This window comes from Aquimarina sp. ERC-38 (assembly GCF_026222555.1).
GTDB lineage: Bacteria > Bacteroidota > Bacteroidia > Flavobacteriales > Flavobacteriaceae > Aquimarina.
The window spans coordinates 3,009,940-3,035,689 of sequence record NZ_CP098511.1; the positions used below are offsets into that span (position 1 = coordinate 3,009,940).

15 protein-coding genes are annotated in these 25,750 nt (G+C 34.7%); 13 read left to right on the top strand and 2 right to left on the bottom strand.

Annotated elements, in window-relative coordinates:
• Position 1 precedes the first annotated feature (1 nt).
• The 3 genes from NBT05_RS12555 to NBT05_RS12565 are packed head-to-tail and all read left to right on the top strand — an operon-like array spanning position 2 to position 3,679.
• Positions 2 to 1,384, top strand: coding sequence for a four-carbon acid sugar kinase family protein (locus NBT05_RS12555; RefSeq protein ID WP_265770197.1), 1,383 nt, complete (start codon positions 2 to 4; stop codon positions 1,382 to 1,384).
• Positions 1,381 to 2,649, top strand: a complete 1,269-nt coding sequence (locus tag NBT05_RS12560) for an MFS transporter (protein ID WP_265770198.1) — start codon at positions 1,381 to 1,383, stop codon at positions 2,647 to 2,649. The genes NBT05_RS12555 and NBT05_RS12560 overlap by 4 nt, the downstream gene beginning before the upstream one ends.
• Before the next feature lie 4 nt (positions 2,650 to 2,653).
• On the top strand, positions 2,654 to 3,679 hold the full coding sequence (locus NBT05_RS12565; protein ID WP_265770199.1) for a Gfo/Idh/MocA family protein: 1,026 nt from the start codon (positions 2,654 to 2,656) through the stop codon (positions 3,677 to 3,679).
• Positions 3,680 to 3,993: 314 nt separating this feature from the next.
• Here NBT05_RS12565 and NBT05_RS12570 read toward each other — a convergent pair whose 3' ends face one another.
• A complete protein-coding gene (locus NBT05_RS12570; RefSeq protein ID WP_265770200.1) occupies positions 3,994 to 7,173 on the bottom strand; it encodes a S41 family peptidase in 3,180 nt (1,059 codons plus the stop codon).
• A 278-nt stretch (positions 7,174 to 7,451) separates the two neighbouring features.
• Entirely contained in the window at positions 7,452 to 8,093 is a 642-nt protein-coding gene (locus NBT05_RS12575; RefSeq protein ID WP_265770201.1) for a hypothetical protein, read from the bottom strand.
• 101 nt (positions 8,094 to 8,194) lie between these two features.
• Here NBT05_RS12575 and NBT05_RS12580 point away from each other — a divergent pair, with 101 nt between their 5' ends.
• From NBT05_RS12580 to NBT05_RS12625, 10 genes are all read left to right on the top strand, one after another.
• A complete protein-coding gene (locus NBT05_RS12580) occupies positions 8,195 to 9,526 on the top strand; it encodes an aspartate kinase (RefSeq protein WP_265770202.1) in 1,332 nt (443 codons plus the stop codon).
• A 694-nt stretch (positions 9,527 to 10,220) separates the two neighbouring features.
• The gene (locus NBT05_RS12585; RefSeq protein WP_265770203.1) at positions 10,221 to 10,982 is read left to right on the top strand and encodes a hypothetical protein; all 762 of its coding nucleotides are present in this window, start codon (positions 10,221 to 10,223) and stop codon (positions 10,980 to 10,982) included.
• A 28-nt stretch (positions 10,983 to 11,010) separates the two neighbouring features.
• On the top strand, positions 11,011 to 13,740 hold the full coding sequence (locus NBT05_RS12590; RefSeq protein ID WP_265770204.1) for a TonB-dependent receptor: 2,730 nt from the start codon (positions 11,011 to 11,013) through the stop codon (positions 13,738 to 13,740).
• A gap of 53 nt (positions 13,741 to 13,793) precedes the next feature.
• Positions 13,794 to 15,068: a DUF4249 domain-containing protein gene (locus NBT05_RS12595; protein ID WP_265770205.1), complete on the top strand. Its 1,275-nt coding sequence runs from the start codon at positions 13,794 to 13,796 to the stop codon at positions 15,066 to 15,068.
• Between the two features lie 22 nt (positions 15,069 to 15,090).
• Positions 15,091 to 16,416, top strand: coding sequence for a DUF4249 domain-containing protein (locus NBT05_RS12600; RefSeq protein WP_265770206.1), 1,326 nt, complete (start codon positions 15,091 to 15,093; stop codon positions 16,414 to 16,416).
• 22 nt (positions 16,417 to 16,438) lie between these two features.
• On the top strand, positions 16,439 to 17,755 hold the full coding sequence (locus tag NBT05_RS12605; protein WP_265770207.1) for a DUF4249 domain-containing protein: 1,317 nt from the start codon (positions 16,439 to 16,441) through the stop codon (positions 17,753 to 17,755).
• A gap of 28 nt (positions 17,756 to 17,783) precedes the next feature.
• Positions 17,784 to 19,088, top strand: coding sequence for a DUF4249 domain-containing protein (locus NBT05_RS12610; protein WP_265770208.1), 1,305 nt, complete (start codon positions 17,784 to 17,786; stop codon positions 19,086 to 19,088).
• Between the two features lie 23 nt (positions 19,089 to 19,111).
• Entirely contained in the window at positions 19,112 to 20,920 is a 1,809-nt protein-coding gene (locus NBT05_RS12615; protein WP_265770209.1) for a hypothetical protein, read from the top strand.
• Positions 20,921 to 20,994: 74 nt separating this feature from the next.
• Entirely contained in the window at positions 20,995 to 22,533 is a 1,539-nt protein-coding gene (locus tag NBT05_RS12620; protein ID WP_265770210.1) for a YifB family Mg chelatase-like AAA ATPase, read from the top strand.
• A 750-nt stretch (positions 22,534 to 23,283) separates the two neighbouring features.
• Positions 23,284 to 25,614, top strand: a complete 2,331-nt coding sequence (locus NBT05_RS12625; RefSeq protein ID WP_265770211.1) for an ATP-dependent helicase — start codon at positions 23,284 to 23,286, stop codon at positions 25,612 to 25,614.
• Positions 25,615 to 25,750 lie beyond the last annotated feature (136 nt).

The following is a 25,750-nucleotide window of genomic DNA, read 5'->3' on the forward strand; positions in this document are numbered from 1 at the left end:
AATGACCGACCAGGCAATTATAAAATCAATACAAGAAGGAGAAAAATCTAAGGATAATCGTGAAGAAATCCGTAAAGAACTTCTTAGAAACCCAAGAACTATCGTCATTTTGGATGATGACCCAACTGGGACTCAAACCGTTCATAATGTTCCGGTAGTTACCCAATGGTCAGAAGAAGTTATTGAAAATGAAGTAGTAAAAAGTCCTGTATTTTTTATTTTAACGAATTCACGTGCCCTCCAGGCCGAAGAAGCTAAGGCTTTGGGTACTTTGATAGGGCAACGACTTAAAAAAGCGGCGGTTAAATACGATAAGAAATTATTGGTAATCAGCCGTAGTGATTCTACTTTACGGGGTCATTATCCTAATGAAGTAACTGCATTAGCTGAAGGATTAGGTTGGACCCGTACAAAAGAATTATTAATTCCGGCTTTTTTTGAAGGAGGAAGATATACCTTTAATGATATCCACTACGTTAAAGAAGGTGAGGACTTTATTCCGGCGGGCGAAACCCCTTTTGCCAGGGATAATACCTTTGGTTACAAGTCTTCCAATTTAAAAGAATGGATAGCCGAAAAAACCGATGGTGCTATAAGTACTAACGAAGTTAAAAGTTTGGGCTTAGATCTTATTCAGAATCATTCGATAGAGAAAGTATGTGATATCCTTAATGGAGACCAGCATCATTTTATAATAAATGCTACTTCTTACAATGACTTAAGTACAATCGCTTTGGCATGCTTAAGGTCAAAAGGTCCTTTTATCTTCAGAACAGCCGCATCATTTGTTAATGCTATTTCGGGTATCGAGGTAAAACCGCTTCTTCAAAAGGAAGAACTTTTTACAAAAACTAATTCAACCAAAGGATTGGTGGTTGTAGGTTCGTATGTGCCAAAAACTACAGCGCAGTTAACTTATCTTAAAAAGTATTCCGATGCTTTTTTTATAGAACTTAATGTAACCGAATTGATAAAAAGTACTTCTGTAGAAAAAGAATTAAGGAAAATCAGTGCTAAAATTGATGATCAAATCGAACAAAAAAAGACCGTGGTTTTATATACTGAAAGAGAAGTAATAAAAGGCGATACCAAGGAAGAAAGCCTGGAAATTGTAAATCAAGTGTCCCGAAATTTAATAACTATCATTAAAAATCTTAAAAATAAACCCGGGTATATTTTAGCTAAAGGAGGAATTACTTCTAGCGATATTGCTGTAAAAGCATTAAAGGTAACCAGAGCTAATACCATTGGACAGGTCATTAAGGGTGTTCCGGTTTGGCAATTGGGTAGTGAAGCCAAGTTTCCCGAATTACCCTATATCATTTTTCCGGGTAATGTAGGGGAGAGTGATTCCCTTTATAATGTAATTCACAAATTATCATGAGCGAAAAAAAATATTTCCCAAGAAGGTATTTTATGGTTTTAGGCACCTTTTTATTAGCACTTTTACTTTATATAGACCGTGTTTGCATCTCGGTTGCCAAAGAACCTATATCGGGAACGCTTAATTTAAATGATAAACAAATGGGTTGGGTATTGGCAGCTTTTTCTTTGGGTTATGCCTTTTTCCAAACTCCGTCGGGAATGTTATCCGATAAGTTGGGGCCTAGAAAGGTACTTTCTGTCATTGTAGCTGTTTGGTCAGGGTTTACTGCGTTGACCGGGGCAGCCTGGAATTTTATTTCGCTTTTGGTTGTCCGGTTTTTATTCGGTGCAGGTGAAGCCGGGGCTTTTCCGGGGATGTCTAGGGCAATTTATAGTTGGATACCCCTACAAGAAAGAGGTCTGGTTACCGGAATTAATTTCTCAGGTTCAAGGTTAGGAGCTGCCTTTGCGTTGCCTCTCGTTGCTTGGATGATCGATGATTTCGGATGGCGTACTTCTTTTGTTATTTTAGGGTGTATCGGAGTAGTTTGGGCAGGGGCATGGTTTCTTTTATTTAGAGATAATCCCGAAGAACATAGCGGTATTTCAGAAGATGAAAAAGATTTTATAATTGCAACCCGACAACAAAATGAAACCGAAAAAACAACAGAGAAAATCAGTATGGCCATTTTGCTTCGGTCAAAAAATATGTGGCTTGCCATGGGGCAGTATTTCTGTAGTAATTTCACTTTTTTCTTTGCTTTGACGTGGCTATTTCCACATGTAAAAACAGCATATAACCTGGATACCATTGAAGCGGGTTTTTATACTTCGATACCTTTGATTTTCGGAGCTTTAGGTAATTGGACCGCTGGTGCAATGAGTGATCGTATTTTTAAAAATGGTAATTGGGACCGCTCACGTATTTTTCCGGCATCCCTTGGATTTTTATTAGCTGCTATCGGATTGATCGGTAGTATATATATGAATAATGTGGTTGGTGCTATTATTTTCTTAAGCCTTGCTATATTTGGAGCAGATATGACTTTACCACCCTCATGGTCTTTTTGTGTGGATATTGGTAAAGAAAATTCCGGGGCAGTTTCAGGAACTATGAACATGGCCGGAAATATCGGGGCATTTCTAACTGCGTTGGCATTTCCTTATCTACAATCCTGGACGGAATCGACCACTCCTTTTTTTATCGTTGGTGCCATATTAAATATCATTGCTATTATATTATGGTATAATATGAAACCGCAAAAACACTTCTCAACCTATTAATCACATGACAAAATTAAAAGGAGTTTGCATTGGTTCGGGATATTTTAGCCAGTTTCATTTTGAAGCCTGGAAACGTTTGGAAGATGTAGAAATTACGGCGGTTTGCGACTTAAATAAAGAAATAGCAGAAAATGCAGTTAAAACCTACGGATTTACAAACGCTTATGACGATATAGAGGAAATGTTTATAAAAGAGCAACCTGATTTCGTCGATATTATCACTCCGCCGCAAACTCATTTAGAAATTTGCCGTTTGGCAATGAAACATCAGGTTCATATCATTTGCCAAAAACCTCTAGCACCTTCGTTAGACGAGGCTCAACAAATAGCTGATCTCATTGAACAATACAATGTGAGAATGATGGTTCATGAAAACTTTAGGTTTATGCCCTGGTACCGGGAAATAAAAAAACTTCTTGAACAAAATGTAATTGGTAGTCAGATTCACGCTCTAAATCTAAGGGTACGCATGGGAGATGGTTGGCAGAAGGATGCCTATATGAACCGTCAGCCTTATTTTAGGGAAATGAAGCAATTGTTGATGTATGAGACTGGGGTTCATTTTATTGATGTATTTCGTTATTTAGGAGGGAAAATTACCAAAGTATACGCCCGGTTAAAACGGCTGAATACCAATATAAAAGGGGAGGATTTTAGTTGGGTACAATTTGATTTTGCTAACGAAGGATTGGGTTTTATTGATGCCAACCGTTATAATGAAAGCACGGCAATTGATACTAGGTTGACTTTTGGTGCGGTAGTCTTAGAAGGGAATAAAGGAACCATCCGACTTTACGAAGATGGAAAAATAGCTATTCAACCTCTTGGGGAAAAAGAAATTATACATAACTATACGTTCAAAAACCGAAATTTTGCCGGGGATTGTGTATTTAATACCCAAGAACATTTTGTAGAACAACTGTTATCAGGAAGCCCTTTCGAAACAGATATCGCTACCTATATTAAAAATATTGAAATATTGGAAAAAGTGTACGAATCTCATGAAGCTGGGTTGCCTTTAGATATTTAGGGTAAATTCTGCTATACAAACCGTTTATATCATAAATAATCATTATTAGTAAATTAAGCAGAACCTCTTACAACTCCTAATTTTATTAAAATTTGTAGTTTTTAAGGATACTTTATGCATCTTTAAATTCCCTCAAACGATTGGAAGCTACCCACTAACAATTTTAGAATACGTTAAAGCAATTTTATATACTAATTATAAATGTACTTTTCAACCATATCATTGATTTTTACTATTTTTAGTCTTACTTTTACTTAATATTAATTCATATTTAAACTATTTTAAGTATTCAACTTTTGTATAAATCTAAAAAATTAATTTTCTAACAATGTCTTAATTGCAGCTTCTAGTTGTTGATCTCGTCCTGTTATAACTATACCCGGGTCTAAAGCAACCTTTACATCAGGTTCGAGTTGTTGATTTTCTAGGTACTTACCTTTAGTATCAAGCATCCCTACCATTGGTATTCCAAAAGTAATTCCGTTTTGTAACTTTTCCCACCATACTGCTGTTCCAGTCCCAGGTACTGGCATTCCTACCAGCTTGCCAATACCCATGGCTTGATAAGTAACCGGGAACATATGAGCATCAGAATAATTACTTTCACTCATAACTACAACGGATGGTTTACTCCATTTAAATTGAGGTTCTGACCCTAAATTCTGATCTCTAGGCCTAAAGTTCATATACGTCTTTCCATTCAAGAATGTGGCAAGATCATCGTGAAGCCAACCCCCACCATTAAACCTAGTATCTACAATGAGTCCTTCTTTATTATAATGTTTCCCTAACGCATCATTGTATACTTTTCTAAAGCTCTCATCATTCATTCCCTGCACGTGTACGTATCCCAATTTACCTTCAGAAAGTTTTTCTACAATACGGTTACAATTCTTAACCCATCTTTCGTAACGAATTTGACGTAATTTTCTATTAGTAATAGGTTTTACTATTTCATCCCATTGTTTTTTTGATTTAGGATCATATATAGTTATTAAAACATTTTTACCAGCTTTTCGATTAAGAAGTGGATAATAATTTAAATCTTTATCTATCATCACACCATCTATGGATTTTATGATATGTCCAGGTTTAGCTTTACTACTTTTATTTTTAAACGGACTTTTATCCATGATTTCTATAATCCTCAAACCATTATCAGAGTATGATGGATCTAGAAAAATTCCTAAAGAAGCAGTTTGATCTCCATTTGGATCAGACTTTCTATAAAATGCACCGGTATGAGAAGCATTTAACTCACCTAACATTTCACTCATTAGTTCCGCAAAATCAAAGTTGTTGTTTATTTCTTTGAGTTTCGCAAAATAAGCTTTCTTATAAAAATCCCAATCTACTCCCTGCATGTTTTTAAGGTAAAATTTCTTCTTTGTCTGACGCCAAATATGTTCTGCCAGATATGCACGTTCAGACATCTCATTAAGAGACATTTCGCCTTTAACCGAAATACTTTCTACTTTCCCTTTTTTTAGGTCAACTTTACTTAGTTTGCCACCGGATAAAATATAGAGAAATTCTTCTTTAGCTCCCATCTCAATATCACCTTCGCTTTGTGCGTTTAAAGAAGCAAGAATTTTTGTTGCTTTCGTTCGAAGGTTAGTTTGCCACAGATTATAACCTTTTTCAAATTTAGCTAAATAGTACAATGTTTTACCATCTTTTGAAACAATGGCTGGTCCTAGATGTGAAGAATGAGTAGTTAATCTGGAAATTCGATCTTCTCGACCTTCAAGTTCAATGCTAATGGGGTCAACTTCTTTTTCTTTATCTTCGGTTTTCTTCTTATCCTTTGATTCTTTTTTTTCATCTTCAGAATCTACTTCTTTTTTCTCTTCAGCTATAAGTTCTGCTTCAAGTTCAGTTAGGTTGTAACTATCCCAGGCAGCTTTAGTTAAAAACATTCCGTAGAAGTCCATTTCATTTCCCCAACTGCCGTGATTCTTCATTCCGTTTCGAGCTGAATACCAGGTAATCATTTTACCTTCCATCATCCATCTCGGGGCGTATGCACCATAACCGGTAGGAGCTATATTGATAACAGGTTCTTTACCGGATGCTTTGACCAGACCTGCCTGATCTATCCATTGACCTTCTCTTAGATAGTTTACTAAAAACCACTTGCTATCCGGAGACCACTCATAAAATTGATCGCCATCTGAATATGAATAGTTATTATTATCAGGTATGACCTCACGTACTTCCTTACTCTTTAAGTTAATTACCTTAAGATGGGTGCGTTCTTCCAAAAAAGCAACTTCTTTACCATCAGGAGAATAACTTGGTTGAAATGTTTCAGAATCCGAATTAAGAATTATTTTCTCTTTTAAAACTGTCGAATTAAAAAAGTATTTTTCTTCTTTACGGCTTATTGAAGTTTCATATAAATTCCAGCTTCCATCACGTTCGCCGGCATAAAGTACAGTTTTTCCATCAGGACTAAAAGATACATCACGTTCTTGTTCGGGAGTGTTTGTAATTCGTTTGGTTGTTCCGTCTTTAATTGAACTGACAAATACTTCACCACGTTTGATAAATGCTATTTCTTTCCCATTTGAAGAAACACTAAACTCAGTAAGACCGTCATTTACCGGAACTGTTTTAACAGGTAGGTTACGTAAATCAGAACGTATATCGATCTTTAAAAGTTGAGGTTCAGCAGTATCATCTTGCAAATAAATGCTACCGTGATAACTGTAACAGATTATACCATTTGAAGCTATACTTAAATGACGAACCGGATGCGTACTAAAATTTGAAATTTGCTGAGAAGGTCCTCCGGATAGGGTTGCTTTATGTACATTAAAACTACCCGATGATTCACTTAAGAAATAATAGGAATTACCATCTTTTGCAAAAACAGGATCTACGTCTTCTCCATTAAATATACTTAATTGCGTATAAGTCTTCGATTCAATATTATACTTCCAAATATCGCGGGTAACAGAGGATGTGTGATGTTTTCGAAGTGGATCTTCATACCCTTTTGAATCTTGAAAGAGTATTGTCTTTCCATCCCTACTAATTTTAGCATTAACTGCGGGGGTAGTTATAACTTGTTGTACTCTACCTCCTTTAGTTGGTACCTGGTACAACTCTGGTAATACAGAAGAAGGAAACAGTTGATTAGTGTGTAAATCTAAACGTGAAGATGAGAATAAAACAGAATTGCCATCAGGACTAAAATCACTAGGGCTATCATTAGAAGAATGGAATGTTAATCTACGGGAAATACCACCTTTTGAAGGCATTATAAAAACATCAAAATTTCCATATCTATTTGAAGCAAAAGCTATTTGAGAACCATCAGGAGACCATATAGGCATGCGATCATAGCTATCGCTTATAGTGAGAATAGTAGCCTTTCCTCCGGTAGATGGTACTGTATAAATGTCACCCTGATAGCCGAAGGCTATAGTTTTACCATCCGGAGATATTGCCGGAAAACGTAGCCACTGAGAACCCTCCTGAGTAAACAAAATTTGGTATGATAAGATGAAAGTGAAAAATAGAAAAATTGATTTTTTCATTTCAATATAATATTTTGATTGTTGAATATGCTAATATAATTATTATCAGATTAAATATAAAAATGTAGAAACCTCTTCTTAATTAATTACATTTATAACAATTTAAAGTAATACTAATTAAAGATATTTTCAAATTGAGTAGTATAGTTTGCTAAAGCTTTATATAATTAACGAGCAATTCAAATTTTGAGCCTATTTAATTATCAGGCATTTTATATTTAAACCAATTACTCCTTAATCTCATTCAACAGTAAAAAAGCATCATTTACATAAACTTTTTCTAAAAAGAGTGTAAAAAAATTAGAGGTAGAAATGATTTCAAAAATAGGAATTCCTTCATATGCCAGTAGTTTAAAGATGTAAAAATAAAGCCCTACGGTTTTTGAATTATCTTCGGGTAAAGCAATGGATATAGAAGACAGGTCATCAGCTACCGCTATACAGGTTTCTTTGCTAAAGTGCTTCTCAACAATGGGTTTTAACACCGAACTTACCAAAATATTACTTTCCTGAAAATTACTGGAGTAAGTAAAATAGGTGTTAGTTTTATCTTTTACGGCCTGTAGCAGTTGGGTCTGGCTGGTCAGTATGGTATTTGAATTTAGAAAAGTATAATCTGTAATTCCTGATCTAACGACAATATCCCCAAGATTACGTATGCCTTTAATATGCTTAACAGGTTTGGGAAAATAACGCCGTAAAGCCATTACAATAGATCCCGGCTTCACGGACTTACGAAGTTCTTTTTCTACCGTAGGTTGCAAGTCTATTGCCAGCGAACTGAAGTTAATAATGTTTCGCTGTAAAGCATCTTCTAAAAAAGGTTGATGCCTTATAATTTGATGTACGCATTCCGTAACTGTTTTCATATTGTTATATATATAACATTTTGTTCAAATTTATATAATCTTGTGAAATAATTGTTAATAGAAATTAGTTAAAGTATCTATGCATTCTAAAATTGATAAAAGTGAAAGTTTTAAAGTTTGGTGGTACTTCCGTTGGTTCAGTTAAAAATCTACAAAGAATAAAGGATATTCTAACTATAGAAAAGGATGACAAAATAGTAGTCTGTTCCGCTATGTCAGGGGTTACGGATATTTTAGTCAAATTAACTCAATATGCTCGTCTTAAAGATGATGAAGGGGTAAATACTATTACCAGTCAGTTAGAAACTAAACATAGAGAAGTCATTGATTCTTTAATTAAGGATGAATCTGTAAAAATGGAATTATATGACCATTTATCCTTTATGATTAATGAAATTTTTGATCTGTGTCACCGTCAATTTTCAGAAAGTATAGAAGCACAAATTGTTACTTATGGAGAAACTTTATTGACCTATATCTTTTCCGGTTATTTAAATGCCGAAGGAGTGGTGAACACGCTGGTGCCAGCAAAAGATTTTATGTTTGTTGAAAATACAGATAGCCCTAATATTAATTTGGTAGCTCAAAGATTTAAGAAAATTCTTAAAAGCGAAGAACCTTCTCTTATCATCACGCAAGGTTTTGTTTGTAGAGATCATTTAGGACAAATTAGTACGTTGAAGCGAGGCGGTAGTGATTATACAGCAACTATTATCGGAGCAGCCGTAAATGCAAGCGAAGTACAAATATGGACAGATATTGACGGGTTACATAATAATGATCCGAGATATGTAGATGATACTAATCCTATCGCACACTTGACCTATAACGAAGCAGCAGAACTTGCTTATTTTGGGGCAAAAATTTTACATCCGCAAACCGTATCTCCGGTAGTTGATAAAGATATCCCGGTACTTTTAAAAAATACGTTTGACCCCGGAGCAACCGGAACCGTCATTTCTGACCGAGTACATCAAAAAGGTTTAAAAGCCATTTCTGCAAAAGATAATATTACAGCAATCAAGATCAAATCTAATCGTATGTTGATGGCACACGGATATTTAAAACAAATTTTTGAAGTTTTTGACCGATATGCCACTTCAATAGATATGATTACCACTTCAGAAATTGCCATTTCATTGACCATCGATAACACAGAATTTTTAGATCAGATAGTGGCAGAGATCGAGACTTATGCAGAAATAACGGTAGAAGAACAATACAGTATTATTTGTATTGTAGGAGAGTCTGTAATTAAAGATCAAAAATCGTATAAGCTATTTGAAATTCTTAACCATATTTCGGTACGAATGATTTCTTACGGGGGTAGTGATAATAATATTTCGTTATTAGTTCCTACCAAAGATAAAATAGCCACTCTCCGGTTTTTAAATAAAAAATTGTTTCAAAAAGAGAAAGAAACAGTACTATAAAGACCATCTAAAACTTAGTTAAAGATTTTTACCATAAAACTGATAGAATGTATGAAAAGTAATCTAATTACTGTGCTGTCGTATTAGGTAATTTGTTTATGTTTAATTATTTAAAAATTAGCTTGTTACTTTTTTCACTTTATCTAAAAACGATGAGATAAACCTTTAAGATAACCTCTTCAAAAATTTTTAAAGTTTAAATCAAGGCTTCAATTAGATTTTAAAAGAGAAATTATATCCCATTTGGTATACCAATTTTTCAACTTTTAAGTGCCATAATAAACACTCCGGAAGATTGAAGCTACAATAAAAAATAAGATAAGGGATTGCCTTATCTATAAAAATGAATTACCTTTACTTATAAACCTATCTTTATATAATTGAATTGTTGGCGTCCGGTTAAAGTATATAATTGCTTATGAAGCATAGTAAAATATGGCAATTCCAAACTTTAAAGTAGTTAGAGGTTGCTTTTTAAAAGTAATTTGTTTTTGGACATGGATAATTTTATAATATTGATTTTCAAAATTATAATAATTAGTCTTGATTCTTGATTCTAGAAGCGATAGCGATCCTGAATCTTTACCGGACATTAATGGAATTAAATATAAAGTGCATATAAGTTTTTTAACTGCTCCATTGAAAAACTTTTATAATTCTTAAAACCTATAATATATTTTTAATTAAAGTTATTTTGAGCAGTGCCAGTACCTACAATATAAAATTATTTTTATTTCTTCTTAGTATCTCCTGTACTCTTTTCAGTCAGAATGAAGTTGATGAAGCTTCATTGTACATACAACATGATGAAGTTGTAGGTGTAGAAAATACAAATTTGTATAAAGGTGTTTATTACATACAAAAATATGTAATGCAGGAAGATAACCATGCGTTTTTTAAATCCTATGATTTTTTTGACGGATCTGTTACTTATGGAGGTCAAAAATATTATCATCAACAAATGAAGTACAACATTGTCGAAGGACAACTTGTTATTTCCTTAAAAACTTCGTCAGGCAGAAACATTTTAGTACTAAATGAAAATAGAATTTCAAAATTTACCTTAGGTCCCTACAGGTTTAAAAAATTAGATAATACAAACCTCCCTATAAATACTACAAAAGGAATTTTTGAGGTACTTCTGGAGAACAAGCATTTTTCCTTTTATAAAAGTTATAAAAAGACTGTATTCCGGAAAATAGAAAATAAAAGCGCCTTTATAAAATTTAGAGAAAAGACGAAGTTTATGTTGGAACATAATGGGATGTATTATGAAATTAAATCCAGAAAAAATATTCTTAATCTTTTTAAAGCGTATAAAAAAGAACTGAAATCTATTAAGAAAGGAAATTCTGAGTTATCGTCAAATCAAGAACTTTTTACGTACCTGCTAAATAGAGTAAAAGTATTGATAGACGAAGAAAATAAAAGCACATATACCATTGAAAATAAGTAAAAAAATAAAAATTATTTTTACATTATTGATGATTTGCTCGATCATTTCATCGGCACAAGAAAAAATAAAAGATCAATTATCGCTGAGTTATGAAGAATCAAGCATTCGGGAGGTACTCCTAGCTATAGAGTCTCAATCTTCTTATCGCTTTTACTTTTTGGATTCTTGGGTTGAAAAAAAAATAGCGGCAAGATCATATCAAAATGAAGCAGTAGATAATATTTTAAAAGATCTTTTAGAGGAAACAAGTCTAAACTATTACATTCAAGAAGATAATATCTATATACTTCCTAATAGTATTGTATATGATAAACTTCCTAAAGGTTTTTTCGGTCAGGAAGAAGAAACTAATATAGTAAAGAAAAAGAAAACGGTAATTCCTATTTTTCAAAATACCGAAAAACAATCTAACCCTAGTAAAACTAAAATTGTAAAAATTGGAAAGGAAAATACATCAGAAAGTACATCAAGCGTTACTTTATCAGGGTACGTGAGGGATGTAAAAAATAATCAACCGGTTCGCGGATTAACGGTAACTGCTAATAATGGAGATATCGCCACTCAAACAGATGCAAATGGTTTTTATACCCTTAATCTTCAACGAGGGCTTAATGTAGTAGAAACTAAATCACTCCAATACGAAAAGCAAAAGGTAAATGTAGTTATGTATGGAACGGGTTCTTATAACCTAGAAGTATCAGAAAAAATAGAGTTGCTAGATGCAGTAGTATTGAGGGGCGGGGTTGTCGATAAGGTAGAAGAAGTTATTACGGGTACGGAAAATATTGATGTAGAGGAATCCAAAAACATACCGTTAGTATTAGGCGAAAGAGATGTTTTAAAGGTAGCTACTACCTTACCAGGTATATCTACTGCCGGAGAGGGATCTGGCGGAGTTAATGTGAGAGGAGGAAGAGCTGATCAAAACCTTATTATGCTCGATGAAGCGGTTATCTATAATTCACAACATTTTTTTGGTATTTTCTCCGCAGTAAATCCTTATGTTTTAGGTGATTTCACGATTTATAAAGGCAATATACCCGCAGAATTCGGAGGTAGGTTATCCTCAGTATTTGATATGAAAACAAAAAATGGCAATGTAAATAAGTTTGGCGGTGAAGGAGCTATTGGTCCGGTAACCGGTAACCTTAAACTGGATATTCCTATTGTCAAAGAAAAATCCTCCCTGGTCATAGGGGGTAGAAGTGCTTATGCAAATTGGATTCTTAACTCTTTAGATGAACCTTCTATACAAAATAGTGAAGCCTCTTTTTATGATGTTATTGCTAATTATACACATAAAATTAATGACAAAAATGATATAAAAGCCACTGCGTACTTTAGCAAAGATAATTTTAGTGTTTCTTCTGATTCGCTGTACACTTATAGCAATGCATTAGGATCAATTAAATGGAATCATCGTTTTAATGATCAGAAAAAAGGAAGTGTTCTGTTCTCTTCAAGTCAATATGAATTTGATATTGCTTTTGACGGAGAGGCTAATAATAATTTTGACCTGGGGTATAAGATTTTAGAAAGCGAATTAAAGTTGAAAATGGATCACTCCTGGAATGAATCTGGTGATTTTACGTACGGATTATCCAGTAAATTATATTCGGCAAATCCCGGTACTATTGAACCGAAAGGAGCCGAATCTGATATTGAAAGAATTGAAATTCCCAGGGAAAAAGCATTAGAATCTTCGGCATTTGTATCTTATAAATTTAGTATTAACGATAAATTAGAATTAGACACAGGAATTCGTTTTTCCGTATTTAACGTATTAGGAAGAAGAACTCAGCGAATTTATCAGGAAGGTGTTCCCAGAAATGATAGTAGTGTTATTGAAGAAAGAGAATTTGGCAACAATGAAGTCGTAGAAACCTACGGTGGGCCGGAATTTAGGATTTCTGCCAGGTATTTATTAACTCCTGATCTATCGTTAAAGGCGGGGTTTAATAATTCTTATCAATATATACATCTACTATCCAATAATACGACTATTTCTCCCGTAGACACCTGGAAACTTTCTGATCTCAACATACAACCTCAACAGTCTCAACAATATTCGTTAGGTCTTTTTAGCAATCTAGGAAAAGGATACGAGGCAAGCATCGAAGGTTTTTATAAAAGTTCTCAGAATCTTCTGGATTTTAGAACTGGTGCGGATATTATTTTACAGGAAAATATAGAGACCCAAACCTTGCAGGGAGACGGAAGGGCTTATGGGGTAGAGGTTTTATTTAGAAAACAAATAGGTAAACTAAACGGTTGGTTGGGATACACTTACTCGCGGTCAATGATTAAAGTAGATAGTGAGTTTAGAGAAGACCGGATAAATAACGGAGCGTTTTTTCCGACTAACTTTGATAAACCCCATGACATTAGTATGGTGGCGAATTATAAATTTACTAAGAGGTTTAGTTTTTCGGCTAATTTTGTATATCAGACAGGAAGGCCGATTACGTATCCGGTTGGGCAGTTTGATTTTGGAAATTCCACTTTTACCGTCTTTAGTGAGCGTAATGAATTCAGAATCCCGGATTTTTATCGATTGGATTTAGGCTTTAATATTGAAGGAAACCATAAATTGAAAAAACTAGCCCATAGTTTCTGGAGTATTTCGGTTTATAATGTGTTGGGTAGAAACAATCCGTATTCTTTATTCTTTGTTACTGAGAATGGTGAAGTTAAAGCTTTACAAAGCTCAATTTTTGCCATACCTATCCCTACTATTACTTATAATTTTAAGTTTTAAAGGTGAAAAAAACGGAAAGCACACATATTATAATTACATACTGTGTTATAGCTATGCTCTCCTTATTTTTTAATGGATGTATCGAAACCGTTCCCCTGGAAACTGAAGGGTATGAAAACTTAATCGTGATAGAAGCTTTGCTAACAGATGAATTTAAAGAACAGGAGATACAAATATCCAGAAGTTATCGGTTTGAAGATTCTTTAGCCGTAAAAGAGACCGGTGCGGATGTCAAAGTAGTAGATGATGCCCAAGGTACTTTTACCTTTTTAGAAGTATCCCCGGGAATATATAAAAGCGAGGAAGCTTTTAGCCCTTTACAAGACAGAACCTATCAATTGCAAATTAGCACTACAGACGGAAGGAGTTACCGTTCTGACTTTGTAAAACCAGAACCTCCGGCATCTCTAGAAAAAGTTTATGCAGAAAGGACTGTTACAGATGATGGTTTTGAGGGGATTGGGATATTTGTAGATAGTGACGGTTTTTTGGATCAACCGGGCTACTTTAGGTATGAATACGAAGAAACTTTTTTACTGGAATCTCCTTTTTGGAACCGTTCTTTAATTGTTCCTCCGGCAGAACTTCCATCGATTACTGAATTTGAAATATTATTGTATAATTTTGAATTTGACCTAAAACCTAAAGATTTTGAAGACAGGATATGTTATCGGACAGAAGTATCTAATAGCTTGATTTTTACAGATACTGAGAATCAGGCTAATAATAGGGTTAAAGGCTTCAGAACCCGATTTATAGAGAAGAGGGATTACAGGTTAAGAGATAGGTATAGTATTAACGTAACTCAAATATCACAATCAAGGGACACCCATAGATTTTACGAATTACTAGATAAGTTCTCAGAATCCGAGAACATCTTTTCTCAAATACAAACGGGATTTATAGAAGGTAATATAGATGCTGATACTGATTCTAATGAGCAGGTTTTAGGACTATTTTCTATTTCTTCAGTTAGTAGCAAACGAATTTTTTTAGATTTTAAAGATTTTTTTCCGGAAGCACCTTTGCCGGATTATATTGGTGGCTGTATACGCAACATTAACTACAACCCTAATTTGGCAGCAATTCGCGAAGAAATCGAAGAAAATCAACTAGATGCAGGTAGAATAATAGCTTTTATGGTAGTAAGAACGCAAAAGGATATGAGAGATACGGAGCTTAGGTACTTTTTTACTTCAAGCCTGACTGGTCAGTTAGAGTCCGGAACAAGATATCTTATAAATAATATACCTATCATGGTTCCTAATCGATGTGCGGATTGCCGGATCTTTGGTTCCACTATAAAACCGGATTTTTGGGAAGATTAGCTTATAGTTTTAAGTTTTAAAAATGAAAAAGATAAAAAGAATACATATTATATTTAGATACAGTGTTATAACGCTTTTATCTTTTTTTCTGAAGGGATGTATTGAAACAGTTCCCTTGGAAACTGAAGGATATGAAGATATTATTGTTATAGAAGCATTGCTAACCGATGAGTTTAAAGAACAGGAGATACAAATATCCAGAAGCTATCGGTTTGAAGATTCTTTAGCCGTAAAAGAAACCGGGGCAGAGGTAAGAGTAGTTGATGATGCCCAACGTACTTTTACCTTTTTAGAAGCATCCCCGGGAATATATAAAAGTGAAGAAGCCTTTAGCCCTTCACAAGATAGAACCTACCAATTGCAAATTAGCACTACAGACGGAAGGAGTTACCGTTCTGACTTTGTAAAACCGGAACCTCCGGCATCTCTAGAAAAGGTGTATGCAGAAAGAACTGTTACAGATGATGGCTTTGAGGGAATTGGAATATTTGTAGATAGTGACGGTTTTTCGGATCAACCGGGCTACTTTAGGTATGAATACGAAGAAACTTTTTTATTGGAATCTCCTTTTTGGAACCGTTCTTTAATTGTTCCGCCAGGAGAACTTCCATCAATTACTGAATTTGAAATATTATTGTATAATTTTGAATTTGACCTAAAACCTAAAGATTTTGAAGACAGAATATGTTATCGGACAGAAGTATCTAATAGCTTGATTTTTACAGATACTGAGAATCAGTTCAATAATAAAGTTAGGGGGTTTAGAGTACGATTTGTAGAGATGGGAGATTACAGGTTAAGAGATAGGTATAGTATTAACGTAACTCAAATATCACAATCCAGGGACACCCATAGATTTTACGAATTACTAGATAAGTTCTCAGAATCCGAGAACATCTTTTCTCAAATACAAACTGGGTTTATAGAAGGTAATATAGATGCTGATACTGATTCTAATGAGCAGGTTTTAGGACTATTTTCTATTTCTTCAATTAGTAAGAAACGAATTTTTTTAGATTTTGAAGATTTTTTTCCGGAAGCACCTTTGCCGGATTATATAGGTGTTTGTGTACGCAACATTAACTATAACCCTAATTTGGCAGCGATTCGCGAAGAAATTGAAGAAAATCAACTAGATGCAGGTAGAATAATAGCTTTTATGGTAGTAAGAACGCAAAAGGATATGAGAGATACAGAGCTTAGGTACTTTTTTACTTCAAGCCTAACTGGTCAGTTAGAGTCCGGAACAAGATATCTTATAAATAATATACCTATCATGGTTCCTAATCGATGTGCGGATTGCCGGATTTTTGGTTCCACTATAAAACCGGATTTTTGGGAAGATTAGCTTATAGTTTTAAGTTTTAAAAATGAAAAAGATAAAAAGAATACATATTATATTTAGATACAGTGTTATGACGCTTTTATCCATTTTTCTGAAGGGATGTATTGAAACGGTTCCCTTGGAAACCGAAGGATATGAAGATATTATTGTTATAGAAGCATTGCTAACCGATGAGTTTAAAGAACAGGAGATACAAATATCCAGAAGCTATCGGTTTGAAGATTCTTTAGCCGTAAAAGAAACCGGGGCAGAGGTAAGAGTAGTTGATGATGCCCAGCGTACTTTTACCTTTTTAGAAGCATCCCCGGGAATATATAAAAGTACAGAAGCTTTTAGTCCTTCACAAGACAGGACTTACCAATTGCAAATTAGCACTACGGACGGACGGAGTTACCGTTCTGACTTTGTAAACGTAGAACCTCCGGCATCTCTAGAAAGAGTGTATGCCGAAAGAACTATTACCGATAACGATTTTGAGGGGATTGGGATATTTGTAGATAGCGAAGGTTTTTCAGACCAACCGGGATACTTTAGGTATGAATACGAAGAAACCTTTGTCCTGGAGTCTCCTTTTTGGAGCCGTTTTTTAATTGTTCCCCCTAATGAACCTAGTATTGATATAAGTAAAAAGGTACAAAGTATTGAATTTGATCTGAAACCTAAAGATTTTGAAGATCGAATATGTTACCGCACCGAGGCATCCAATAGTCTTATACTTACGGATACGGAAAATCAGACTAATAATAATGTTGAAGGCTTCAGGGTACGCTTTGTAGAGATGGGGGATTATAGGCTGAGAGATAGGTTTAGCATAAACGTAACCCAGATCTCACAATCCAGAGATACGTATAGGTTTTACGAATTACTAAACAATTTTTCAGCATCTGAAAATATTTTCTCTCAAATACAACCCGGGTTTATAGAAGGTAATATAGTTTCTGATTCTAATTCGGATGAACAGGTGTTGGGACTTTTTACTATTTCTTCGGTCAGTAGCAAACGAATTTTTCTAAATTTTAAGGATTTTTTTCCGGAAGCACCCTTACCGGATTATATTGCCAGTTGTACTCCTGATACTAATTATCGTCCTAATTTACCGGTAATTAGTATGGAAATTGAAGAAACCCCATCTGATTTAGACAATCTTCTAACCGCTATACTAGGCAATATAGAATTTTTTATGAGAAGTACAGAGCTTAGATACTTTTTTACTTCTGCCTTAGTTGACGAACAACCTATGCCAAGATTTGTGATAAGTAATATACCTATCATGGTTCCTAATGAATGTGCGGATTGTAGGATATTTGGTTCCAATATAAGACCGGATTTTTGGGAAGATTAATGAAGAATTTGTAGTATAAGCTATAACAATGAAGAGGATAAAAAAAATATGTATAAAATATAAATATATCTTGATAGTTCTTTTATCTTTTATCCTAAAAGGATGTATAGAAACCATTCCTCTGGAAACCGAAGGATACGAAGATCTTATAGTTATAGAGGCATTACTAACTGATGAGATGAAAGAACAGGAGATACGAATATCCAGAAGTTATCGTTTTGAAGATTCTCTGGCAGTAAAAGAAGTAGGAGCTGATGTAAAAGTAGTAGACGATTCGCAGCGTGCTTTTACCTTTTTAGAAGCATCCCCGGGAATATATAAAAGTGAAGAAGCCTTTAGTCCTTCACAAGACAGGACCTACCAACTGCAAATTAGCACTACGGACGGAAGGAGTTACCGTTCTGACTTTGTAAACGTAGAACCTCCAGCATCTCTGGAAAGAGTATATTCAGAAAGAACTATTACCGATAACGATTTTGAGGGGATTGGGATATTTGTAGATAGCGAAGGTTTTTCAGACCAACCCGGATACTTTAGGTATGAATACGAAGAAACCTTTGTCCTGGAGTCTCCTTTCTGGAGTAATTCTTTAATTATCCCTCCGGGAGAACCCCGTATTAACATAAATCAGAAGATTCAAGGGATTGAATTTGATCTAAAACCTAAAGATTTTGAAGATCGAATATGTTACCGGACAGAAGTATCAAATAGTATTATTCTTACGGATACGGAAAATCAGATTAACAATAAGGTTGAAGGGTTCAGAGTACGGTTTGTAGAGATGGGGGATTATAGGCTAAGAGATAGGTATAGCATAAATGTGATCCAGATCTCACAATCCAGGGATACCCATAGGTTTTATGAATTGATCAATAAATTCTCAGAATCTGAAAATATATTTTCTCAAATACAACCCGGATTTATAGAAGGTAATATAGTTTCTGATGTTAATTCGGATGAACAGGTGTTAGGACTATTTACTATTTCTTCGGTCAATAGTAAACGGATTTATATAAACTTTAAGGACTTCTTTCCGGAAGAACCTTTACCGGATTATATTACTAGTTGCACCCCTAATATTAACTATAATCCTAATTTAGAAGTATTCCGTACTGAAATTGAAGAGAATCCCACACGAATTTGTAATATAATACCAGCATTACTATCCAACATAGAAAATTTTATGCGAAGCACAGAGCTCAGATATTTTCGTTCGTCTAGTTTGGTTGGTGACGGATATAATATAAATCAAATACCTATCATGGTTCCTAATAGATGTGCGGATTGTAGGATATTTGGTTCCAATATAAGACCGGATTTTTGGGAAGATTAGTTAATAGTCAATCAGTTATAAAAATGAAACAAAATATAAATGTAATATTGTGCGGTTTAATAGTTCTTTTGTGCAACAAATTTTGTTATGCACAACAAATAAATACTTCACATACAAACACAGAAGATATTGATATTCCTGCAGAGCGTATTTTTATGCATGTAAACAGTACTTTTTTTCTTCCTGGAGAAACGATATACTACAAGATGTATTGTTTAAGTAATCAAACCAAAAAATTAAGTTCTCTTAGTAAAATAGCCTATGTAGAATTAATAAATGAAGATAAAAGTATACTATTTACCCAAAAAATTAAAATGAATAACGGAGTAGGACAGGGAGATTATTTTATTCCTACTTCCATACCTTCGGGAAATTATAAAATTATCGGTTTTACACAGCTTTCTAAAAATTTTGGAATGGATTTTTTATTTCAAAATGATATTACGATTATAAATCCCTATCAGGGGAATCAAAACAGTTTGATTGCAAAGGACAGAGATACGCTGAATACCCCTATAATTAAAGGTGAATCTTCGACTTCCAAAGAATTACCGATTAATTATATAACTTCCGAAAATTCATACGCATCCTTACAAATTTCAGATAGTACTTTTTCAAAAAGAGAAAAAGTACTTCTAAAACTGAATAGTGAAATTGACGATTTTCAAAAAGGAAACTATTCTATCTCTGTTCGTAAAATAGACACCGTTCTAACTGCTTCAAAACCTTCTGCTTCCTTATGGTATTCTACGATAAAAAAGGAAAAAAATCTGACCTCCTGGCAATCTGATATGATTATACCGGAGTTAAGAGGAAACTTGATAAGTGGTAAGATTATAAGTAAAGATGCGAATGTAAAAAGTTTAGATAAAAAACATATTGCTGTTTCCCTTCCGGGCAAAGCTTATGAACTAAAAATCGTAAATACTGACGAAAAAGGTTCATTTTGGGTAAATATCGAAAATAAATATGATCAAGATGAAATTATTACGCAAGTAATGGGACCTGAAAAGAAGTCATTTGAGGTAGCTATGCAGTTCTATCCTAAGCCTAAGGTGAATTATGATTCCTTGCAATTCAATCAGTTTTATTTAAATGCTGATATGGAGCAAATGATCTTAGATCGAAGTACGCAAAATCAGATAAAAAACGGATATTTTTCAGTAAAAAGGGATACGATACAGGTAAATCCAATAGATGTTTCTCCCCTTGACGGAATATATGATATAGAATATGTTCTGGATGATTTTACCAGATTTCCTTCAGTACCTGAAACTATGATAGAAATTATAGATAACGTATGGATAGGTAAAGATAATTCCGGCAATAAATCATTTAAAATTAGGTCAAAAGATGGTGTGAATAATTTTAACTCGTTTCCTACATTGGTCGTTGTAGATGGTTTATTACTTCAGGATCATGAATTATTAATGGAGTATCCTGCCTCAAAGATTAATAAAGTGAATATAATCAGAGAAAAATTTATGGTAGGATCAGAAATTTTTTCTGGTGTGTTGGAAATTGAGACTTTTAAAGCAGATTTTTTTAAGTCTATCAATGCGGATTATGTATATACAGCTGAAATAGCAAAGCCCTTACAAGACAAAAAATATTTCAGGCAGCAATATCCGGATTCATTAAAAAGGACAACGGATAGAATTCCTGATTTTAGAAATCAGCTTTTATGGGATCCTTCTGTTTCATTGACTGAAAAAGAAAATACAATTTGGTTTTATACCTCAGATAATGAAGGTATGTTTGAAGTAGATCTTTCCGGATTCACAGCAACCGGAAAACCAATTAGTATTCAAGAAGTATTCAGGGTGCGCTAAGTTTCGTTATAAATCTAAAATTTAATTAGTAAAACTTTAACATATTATTTACTTTTGACGAAAAGTAAGAACGTATGCTTATTAAGGTTTTTGGAAGTGCCGTCTTTGGCGTAGAAGCAACTACGATAACTGTTGAGGTTAATATTGATAAAGGGATAGGATATCACTTAGTGGGATTACCAGATAATGCTATTAAAGAAAGTAGTTTCCGTATTGCAGCTGCATTACAAAACAATGGTTATAAACTGCCAGGGAAGAAAATTACTATTAATATGGCACCAGCGGACCTCCGTAAAGAAGGTTCTGCTTATGATCTTACCTTAGCCGTTGGAATTCTCGCTGCAAGTTCGCAAATCAAAGGAGTTTGTATTGAAGATTACCTCATTATGGGAGAGTTATCCCTGGATGGTAGCTTACAACCTATTAAGGGGGCGTTACCTATTGCTATTAAAGCTAGAGAAGAAGGATTTAAAGGTTTTATCTTACCCAAACAAAATGCAAAAGAAGCCGCTATTGTAGATGGTATTGAAGTATATGGAGTAGAAACTATTAAAGAAGTAATTGACTTCTTTGATGAAAAAGATAAACTAAATCCTACTATTGTAAATACAAGGGAAGAATTCTATAAAGAATTAGCACATCCTGAATTTGATTTCGCGGATGTAAAGGGGCAGGAAAGTATCAAACGCTGTATGGAGATTGCAGCAGCAGGTGGTCATAATATTATTCTGGTAGGACCCCCAGGTAGCGGAAAAACTATGATTAGTAAACGACTACCTAGCATTTTGCCCCCTATGTCCTTGCATGAAGCTTTGGAAACGACTAAAATTCATAGTGTTGTTGGACGGATTAAAGAAAATGTAGGCTTAATGGCACAACGGCCTTTCCGGTCACCCCACCATACGATTTCTGATGTAGCTCTGGTAGGAGGGGGTGCTTATCCCCAACCCGGTGAAATCTCACTTTCTCATAACGGAGTCTTGTTTCTGGACGAATTACCGGAATTTAAAAGAAGTGTACTGGAAGTAATGCGCCAACCTCTGGAAGATAGAGAAGTAACCATAAGCAGGGCAAAATTTACGGTCACCTATCCTTCCAGTTTTATGTTGGTTGCCAGTATGAACCCCAGTCCGGGAGGCTATTTTAATGATCCGGATGCTCCAGTTACTTCCTCACCTGCCGAGATGCAACGGTATTTAAGCAAAATTTCAGGTCCGTTGTTAGATCGTATTGACATTCATATTGAAGTCACTCCCGTACCATTTGATAAATTAAGCGAAGAACGAAAGGGAGAGAGTAGTGTGGATATTAGAAAGCGAGTGATTAAAGCCCGGGATATTCAAACCAAGCGTTTTGAACAATTACCAAAAATTCATTACAATGCGCAAATGGGGGTAAAACAAATCAGAGAATATTGTGAGTTAGATACGGCTTCTAAGAACTTATTAAAAAATGCTATGGAACAATTAAATCTCTCTGCCCGCGCATACGACCGAATTTTAAAAGTTTCCCGAACTATCGCTGATATTGAAGGAAGTGAACACATCCAGGGCAATCATATCTCCGAAGCTATTCAATATCGAAGTTTGGATCGGGATGGTTGGTTAGGGTAATTTTTAGATATGAGACTGATTCACCGTTAGATGTTAGATCATTCTCTACTCACTGTTAAAAAATAGATCGTTCGTTTTACATGCTGTTAGGAGTTGGATAGCTTAGTTTGCTTATTGTTAGAGAGTAGATTCGTTTGCTTTGCTCAACGTTTGATATTTGGACTAGTTTGCTTTACTCATTATTTTGAAGTTCATCTAGTCAGTTATCTTCAAATTTTAAATCCCAATCAATTAGAGATATTCTTTCTTTAATAAAGATTAAAGTGTGTAGTAATTCTGCTTTATTAGGAAACGAGCCATAAACTAAGTTTTTAAATTTTACTTGAATTCACCATACGATTTAAAGCTTTAATAACAGCTTCTTTTTTATTCACATCAATACTTAAATCATCATAGGTGAAAACATATCCCTTTGGTAGTCGATCCATGGTATCCTTTATTCTATCAGTTACTTTCAAGCTTTCTATTTATTCAAATATAATAAAAATGTCCAGTTTTTTAACTAATAAACTGGACAAAACAATTTGTCTGGATAGTATCAATACCTTACTTTCTAAAAATTATATTTAAACAACATACAACAAACCAGAGGGCTGAGGCTCTCGAAGCTAACCGGAGGGCTGAGGATCTCGAACAAACCGGAGGGCTGAGGCTCTCGAAGCCCTGAACAATTTTGTTTAAAAATTATCTTTTTATGTTTTTGAATACCGTCCATAATCCTTATTTTTCAACTGAAAAAGAATACATGATTTGGAAGATTATATTCAGGAATTAAATGATGCACAACGGGCACCCGTTCTTCAAAAAGACGGTCCTATGATTGTAATTGCAGGTGCAGGTTCGGGTAAAACCCGGGTGTTAACCTATCGCATTGCACATTTAATGCACCAGGGGGTAGACCCCTTTAATATCTTAGCACTTACATTTACGAATAAAGCAGCTCGTGAAATGAAAAAGCGGATTGCTGCCATAGCTGGTGCCAGTGAAACTAAAAATCTTTGGATGGGTACGTTTCACTCTGTTTTTGCTAAAATTTTACGAATCGAAGCAGATCGGTTGGGGTATCCTTCTAATTTTACAATTTATGATACACAAGATTCCCAGCGTTTAATTTCTTCCATTATTAAAGAAATGGGTTTGGACAAAGATGTGTATAAATACAAGCAGGTATATTCCAGAATATCTTCTTATAAGAACAGCTTGATCACGGTTAAAGCCTATTTCCAGAATGGAGAATTGATGGAGGCAGATGCGATGGCAAAACGGCCTCGGATGGGAGATATTTATCAAAATTACGTAGACCGTTGTTTTAAGGCGGGTGCTATGGATTTTGATGATTTATTATTAAAAACGAATGAGCTATTAAACCGTTTTCCGGAAGTACTGGCTAAATATCAAAATCGATTCCGATATATCCTGGTAGATGAGTACCAGGATACCAATCATTCTCAATATTTAATCGTCAGAGCATTATCCGATAAATTCCAAAACATCTGCGTAGTAGGTGATGATGCACAAAGTATTTATGCCTTTAGAGGTGCAAATATTAATAATATTCTGAATTTTCAAAAGGACTACGATAATGTACAACAGTACCGTCTCGAACAGAATTACCGATCTACTAAAAATATTGTAAAAGCAGCTAATTCAATTATTGATAAGAATAAAACCAAACTGGATAAGGTAGTTTGGACGGCCAATGACGACGGACCCAAGATTATTGTCAATCGATTACTAACAGATGGTGATGAAGGAAGGTTTGTGGCTAGTTCTATTTTTGATAATCAGATGCAACACCAACTGACGAGTGGTAATTTTGCAATTTTATACCGGACAAATGCACAATCACGTGCAATGGAAGACGCACTTCGGAAAAGGGATATTAAATACCGGATTTTCGGCGGATTGTCCTTTTACCAACGTAAAGAAATTAAAGATGTATTGGCATACTTACGATTGATTATTAACCCAAAGGATGAAGAAGCTTTAAAACGGGTGATCAATTATCCTGCCCGGGGAATAGGAGCTACCACCATAGATAAACTGGTAGTTGCAGCCAACCATTACAACCGTTCCATTTTTGAAGTAATGGAAAACTTGGATAAGATTGATCTTAAAATCAATAGTGGCACAAAAAATCGGCTGGAAAATTTTGTGACTATGATTAAAAGTTTTCAGGTTACTAATCAATCTGTAGATGCCTTTACACTAGCGGAAACAGTGGCAAAACAAACCGGTTTGCTACAGGAATTAAAGAAAGACGGTACACCTGAAGGAATTGCTCGGATTGAAAATATTGAAGAATTATTAAACGGTATCCGTGATTTTGTAGAGGGACAAAAAGAAATTGTGGATGCAACCGGTAATTTAGCCGAATTTCTGGAGGATGTAGCCTTAGCTACTGATATGGATCAGGACACCGGAGATGATGATCGGGTAGCATTGATGACCATCCATTTAGCAAAAGGTCTGGAATTTCCGTTTGTATATATTGTTGGAATGGAAGAAGATCTTTTTCCCTCCGGAATGAGTATGAATACCCGTGCCGAATTGGAAGAAGAACGGCGTTTATTCTATGTAGCCCTTACCCGGGCAGAAAAACAAGCTTATCTAACTTATACACAATCCCGATATCGTTGGGGAAAATTAATTGATGCGGAGCCCAGCCGATTTATCGAAGAAATTAACCCGGAATATATTGATTATCTGACACCCGTAGAAGAATATCGTTATAAACCTCTCATGGACACAGATATTTTTGGAGAAGTTGATAAAAGTAAATTGCGTTTAAAGAAACCGGTTTCCAGTTCGCCTCCCAGTAGTTTTAAACCTTCTGAAGAGCAACTTCGTAAATTACGTAAAATCCGCCCGGAACATAGTTCTTCGAGTCCAACCCGGGGAGCTATTACGCTGGACGAAAACTTAAAAGAAGGAGCTACAGTAGAACATGTTCGTTTCGGTAGAGGAAAAATCATAAAAGTTGAAGGGGTAGGACAAGACAAAAAAGCAGAAATTAATTTTGATACTGGGGGTATTAAAAAGTTATTGTTACGATTCGCCAAATTAAAACTGATAGAATAAAGTAGAGTGGATAAAATTAAATAACCAACTATTTATGTATTTAGAAAAGAGCTTTGAACTACCCTAAAAAGAGAAGGCTCAATAGTTATCTAATAAGAATTATAACGGTAGATAATGATTCAACTATATCCAGTTG

Coding starts and splice junctions, on each gene's coding strand:
- NBT05_RS12555 (WP_265770197.1), top strand. CDS start 2: ATGACCGACCAGGCAATTATAAAATCAATACAAGAAGGAGAAAAATCT.
- NBT05_RS12560 (WP_265770198.1), top strand. CDS start 1,381: ATGAGCGAAAAAAAATATTTCCCAAGAAGGTATTTTATGGTTTTAGGC.
- NBT05_RS12565 (WP_265770199.1), top strand. CDS start 2,654: ATGACAAAATTAAAAGGAGTTTGCATTGGTTCGGGATATTTTAGCCAG.
- NBT05_RS12575 (WP_265770201.1), bottom strand. CDS start 8,093: ATGAAAACAGTTACGGAATGCGTACATCAAATTATAAGGCATCAACCT.
- NBT05_RS12590 (WP_265770204.1), top strand. CDS start 11,011: ATGATTTGCTCGATCATTTCATCGGCACAAGAAAAAATAAAAGATCAA.
- NBT05_RS12595 (WP_265770205.1), top strand. CDS start 13,794: ATGCTCTCCTTATTTTTTAATGGATGTATCGAAACCGTTCCCCTGGAA.
- NBT05_RS12600 (WP_265770206.1), top strand. CDS start 15,091: ATGAAAAAGATAAAAAGAATACATATTATATTTAGATACAGTGTTATA.
- NBT05_RS12605 (WP_265770207.1), top strand. CDS start 16,439: ATGAAAAAGATAAAAAGAATACATATTATATTTAGATACAGTGTTATG.
- NBT05_RS12610 (WP_265770208.1), top strand. CDS start 17,784: ATGAAGAGGATAAAAAAAATATGTATAAAATATAAATATATCTTGATA.
- NBT05_RS12615 (WP_265770209.1), top strand. CDS start 19,112: ATGAAACAAAATATAAATGTAATATTGTGCGGTTTAATAGTTCTTTTG.
- NBT05_RS12620 (WP_265770210.1), top strand. CDS start 20,995: ATGCTTATTAAGGTTTTTGGAAGTGCCGTCTTTGGCGTAGAAGCAACT.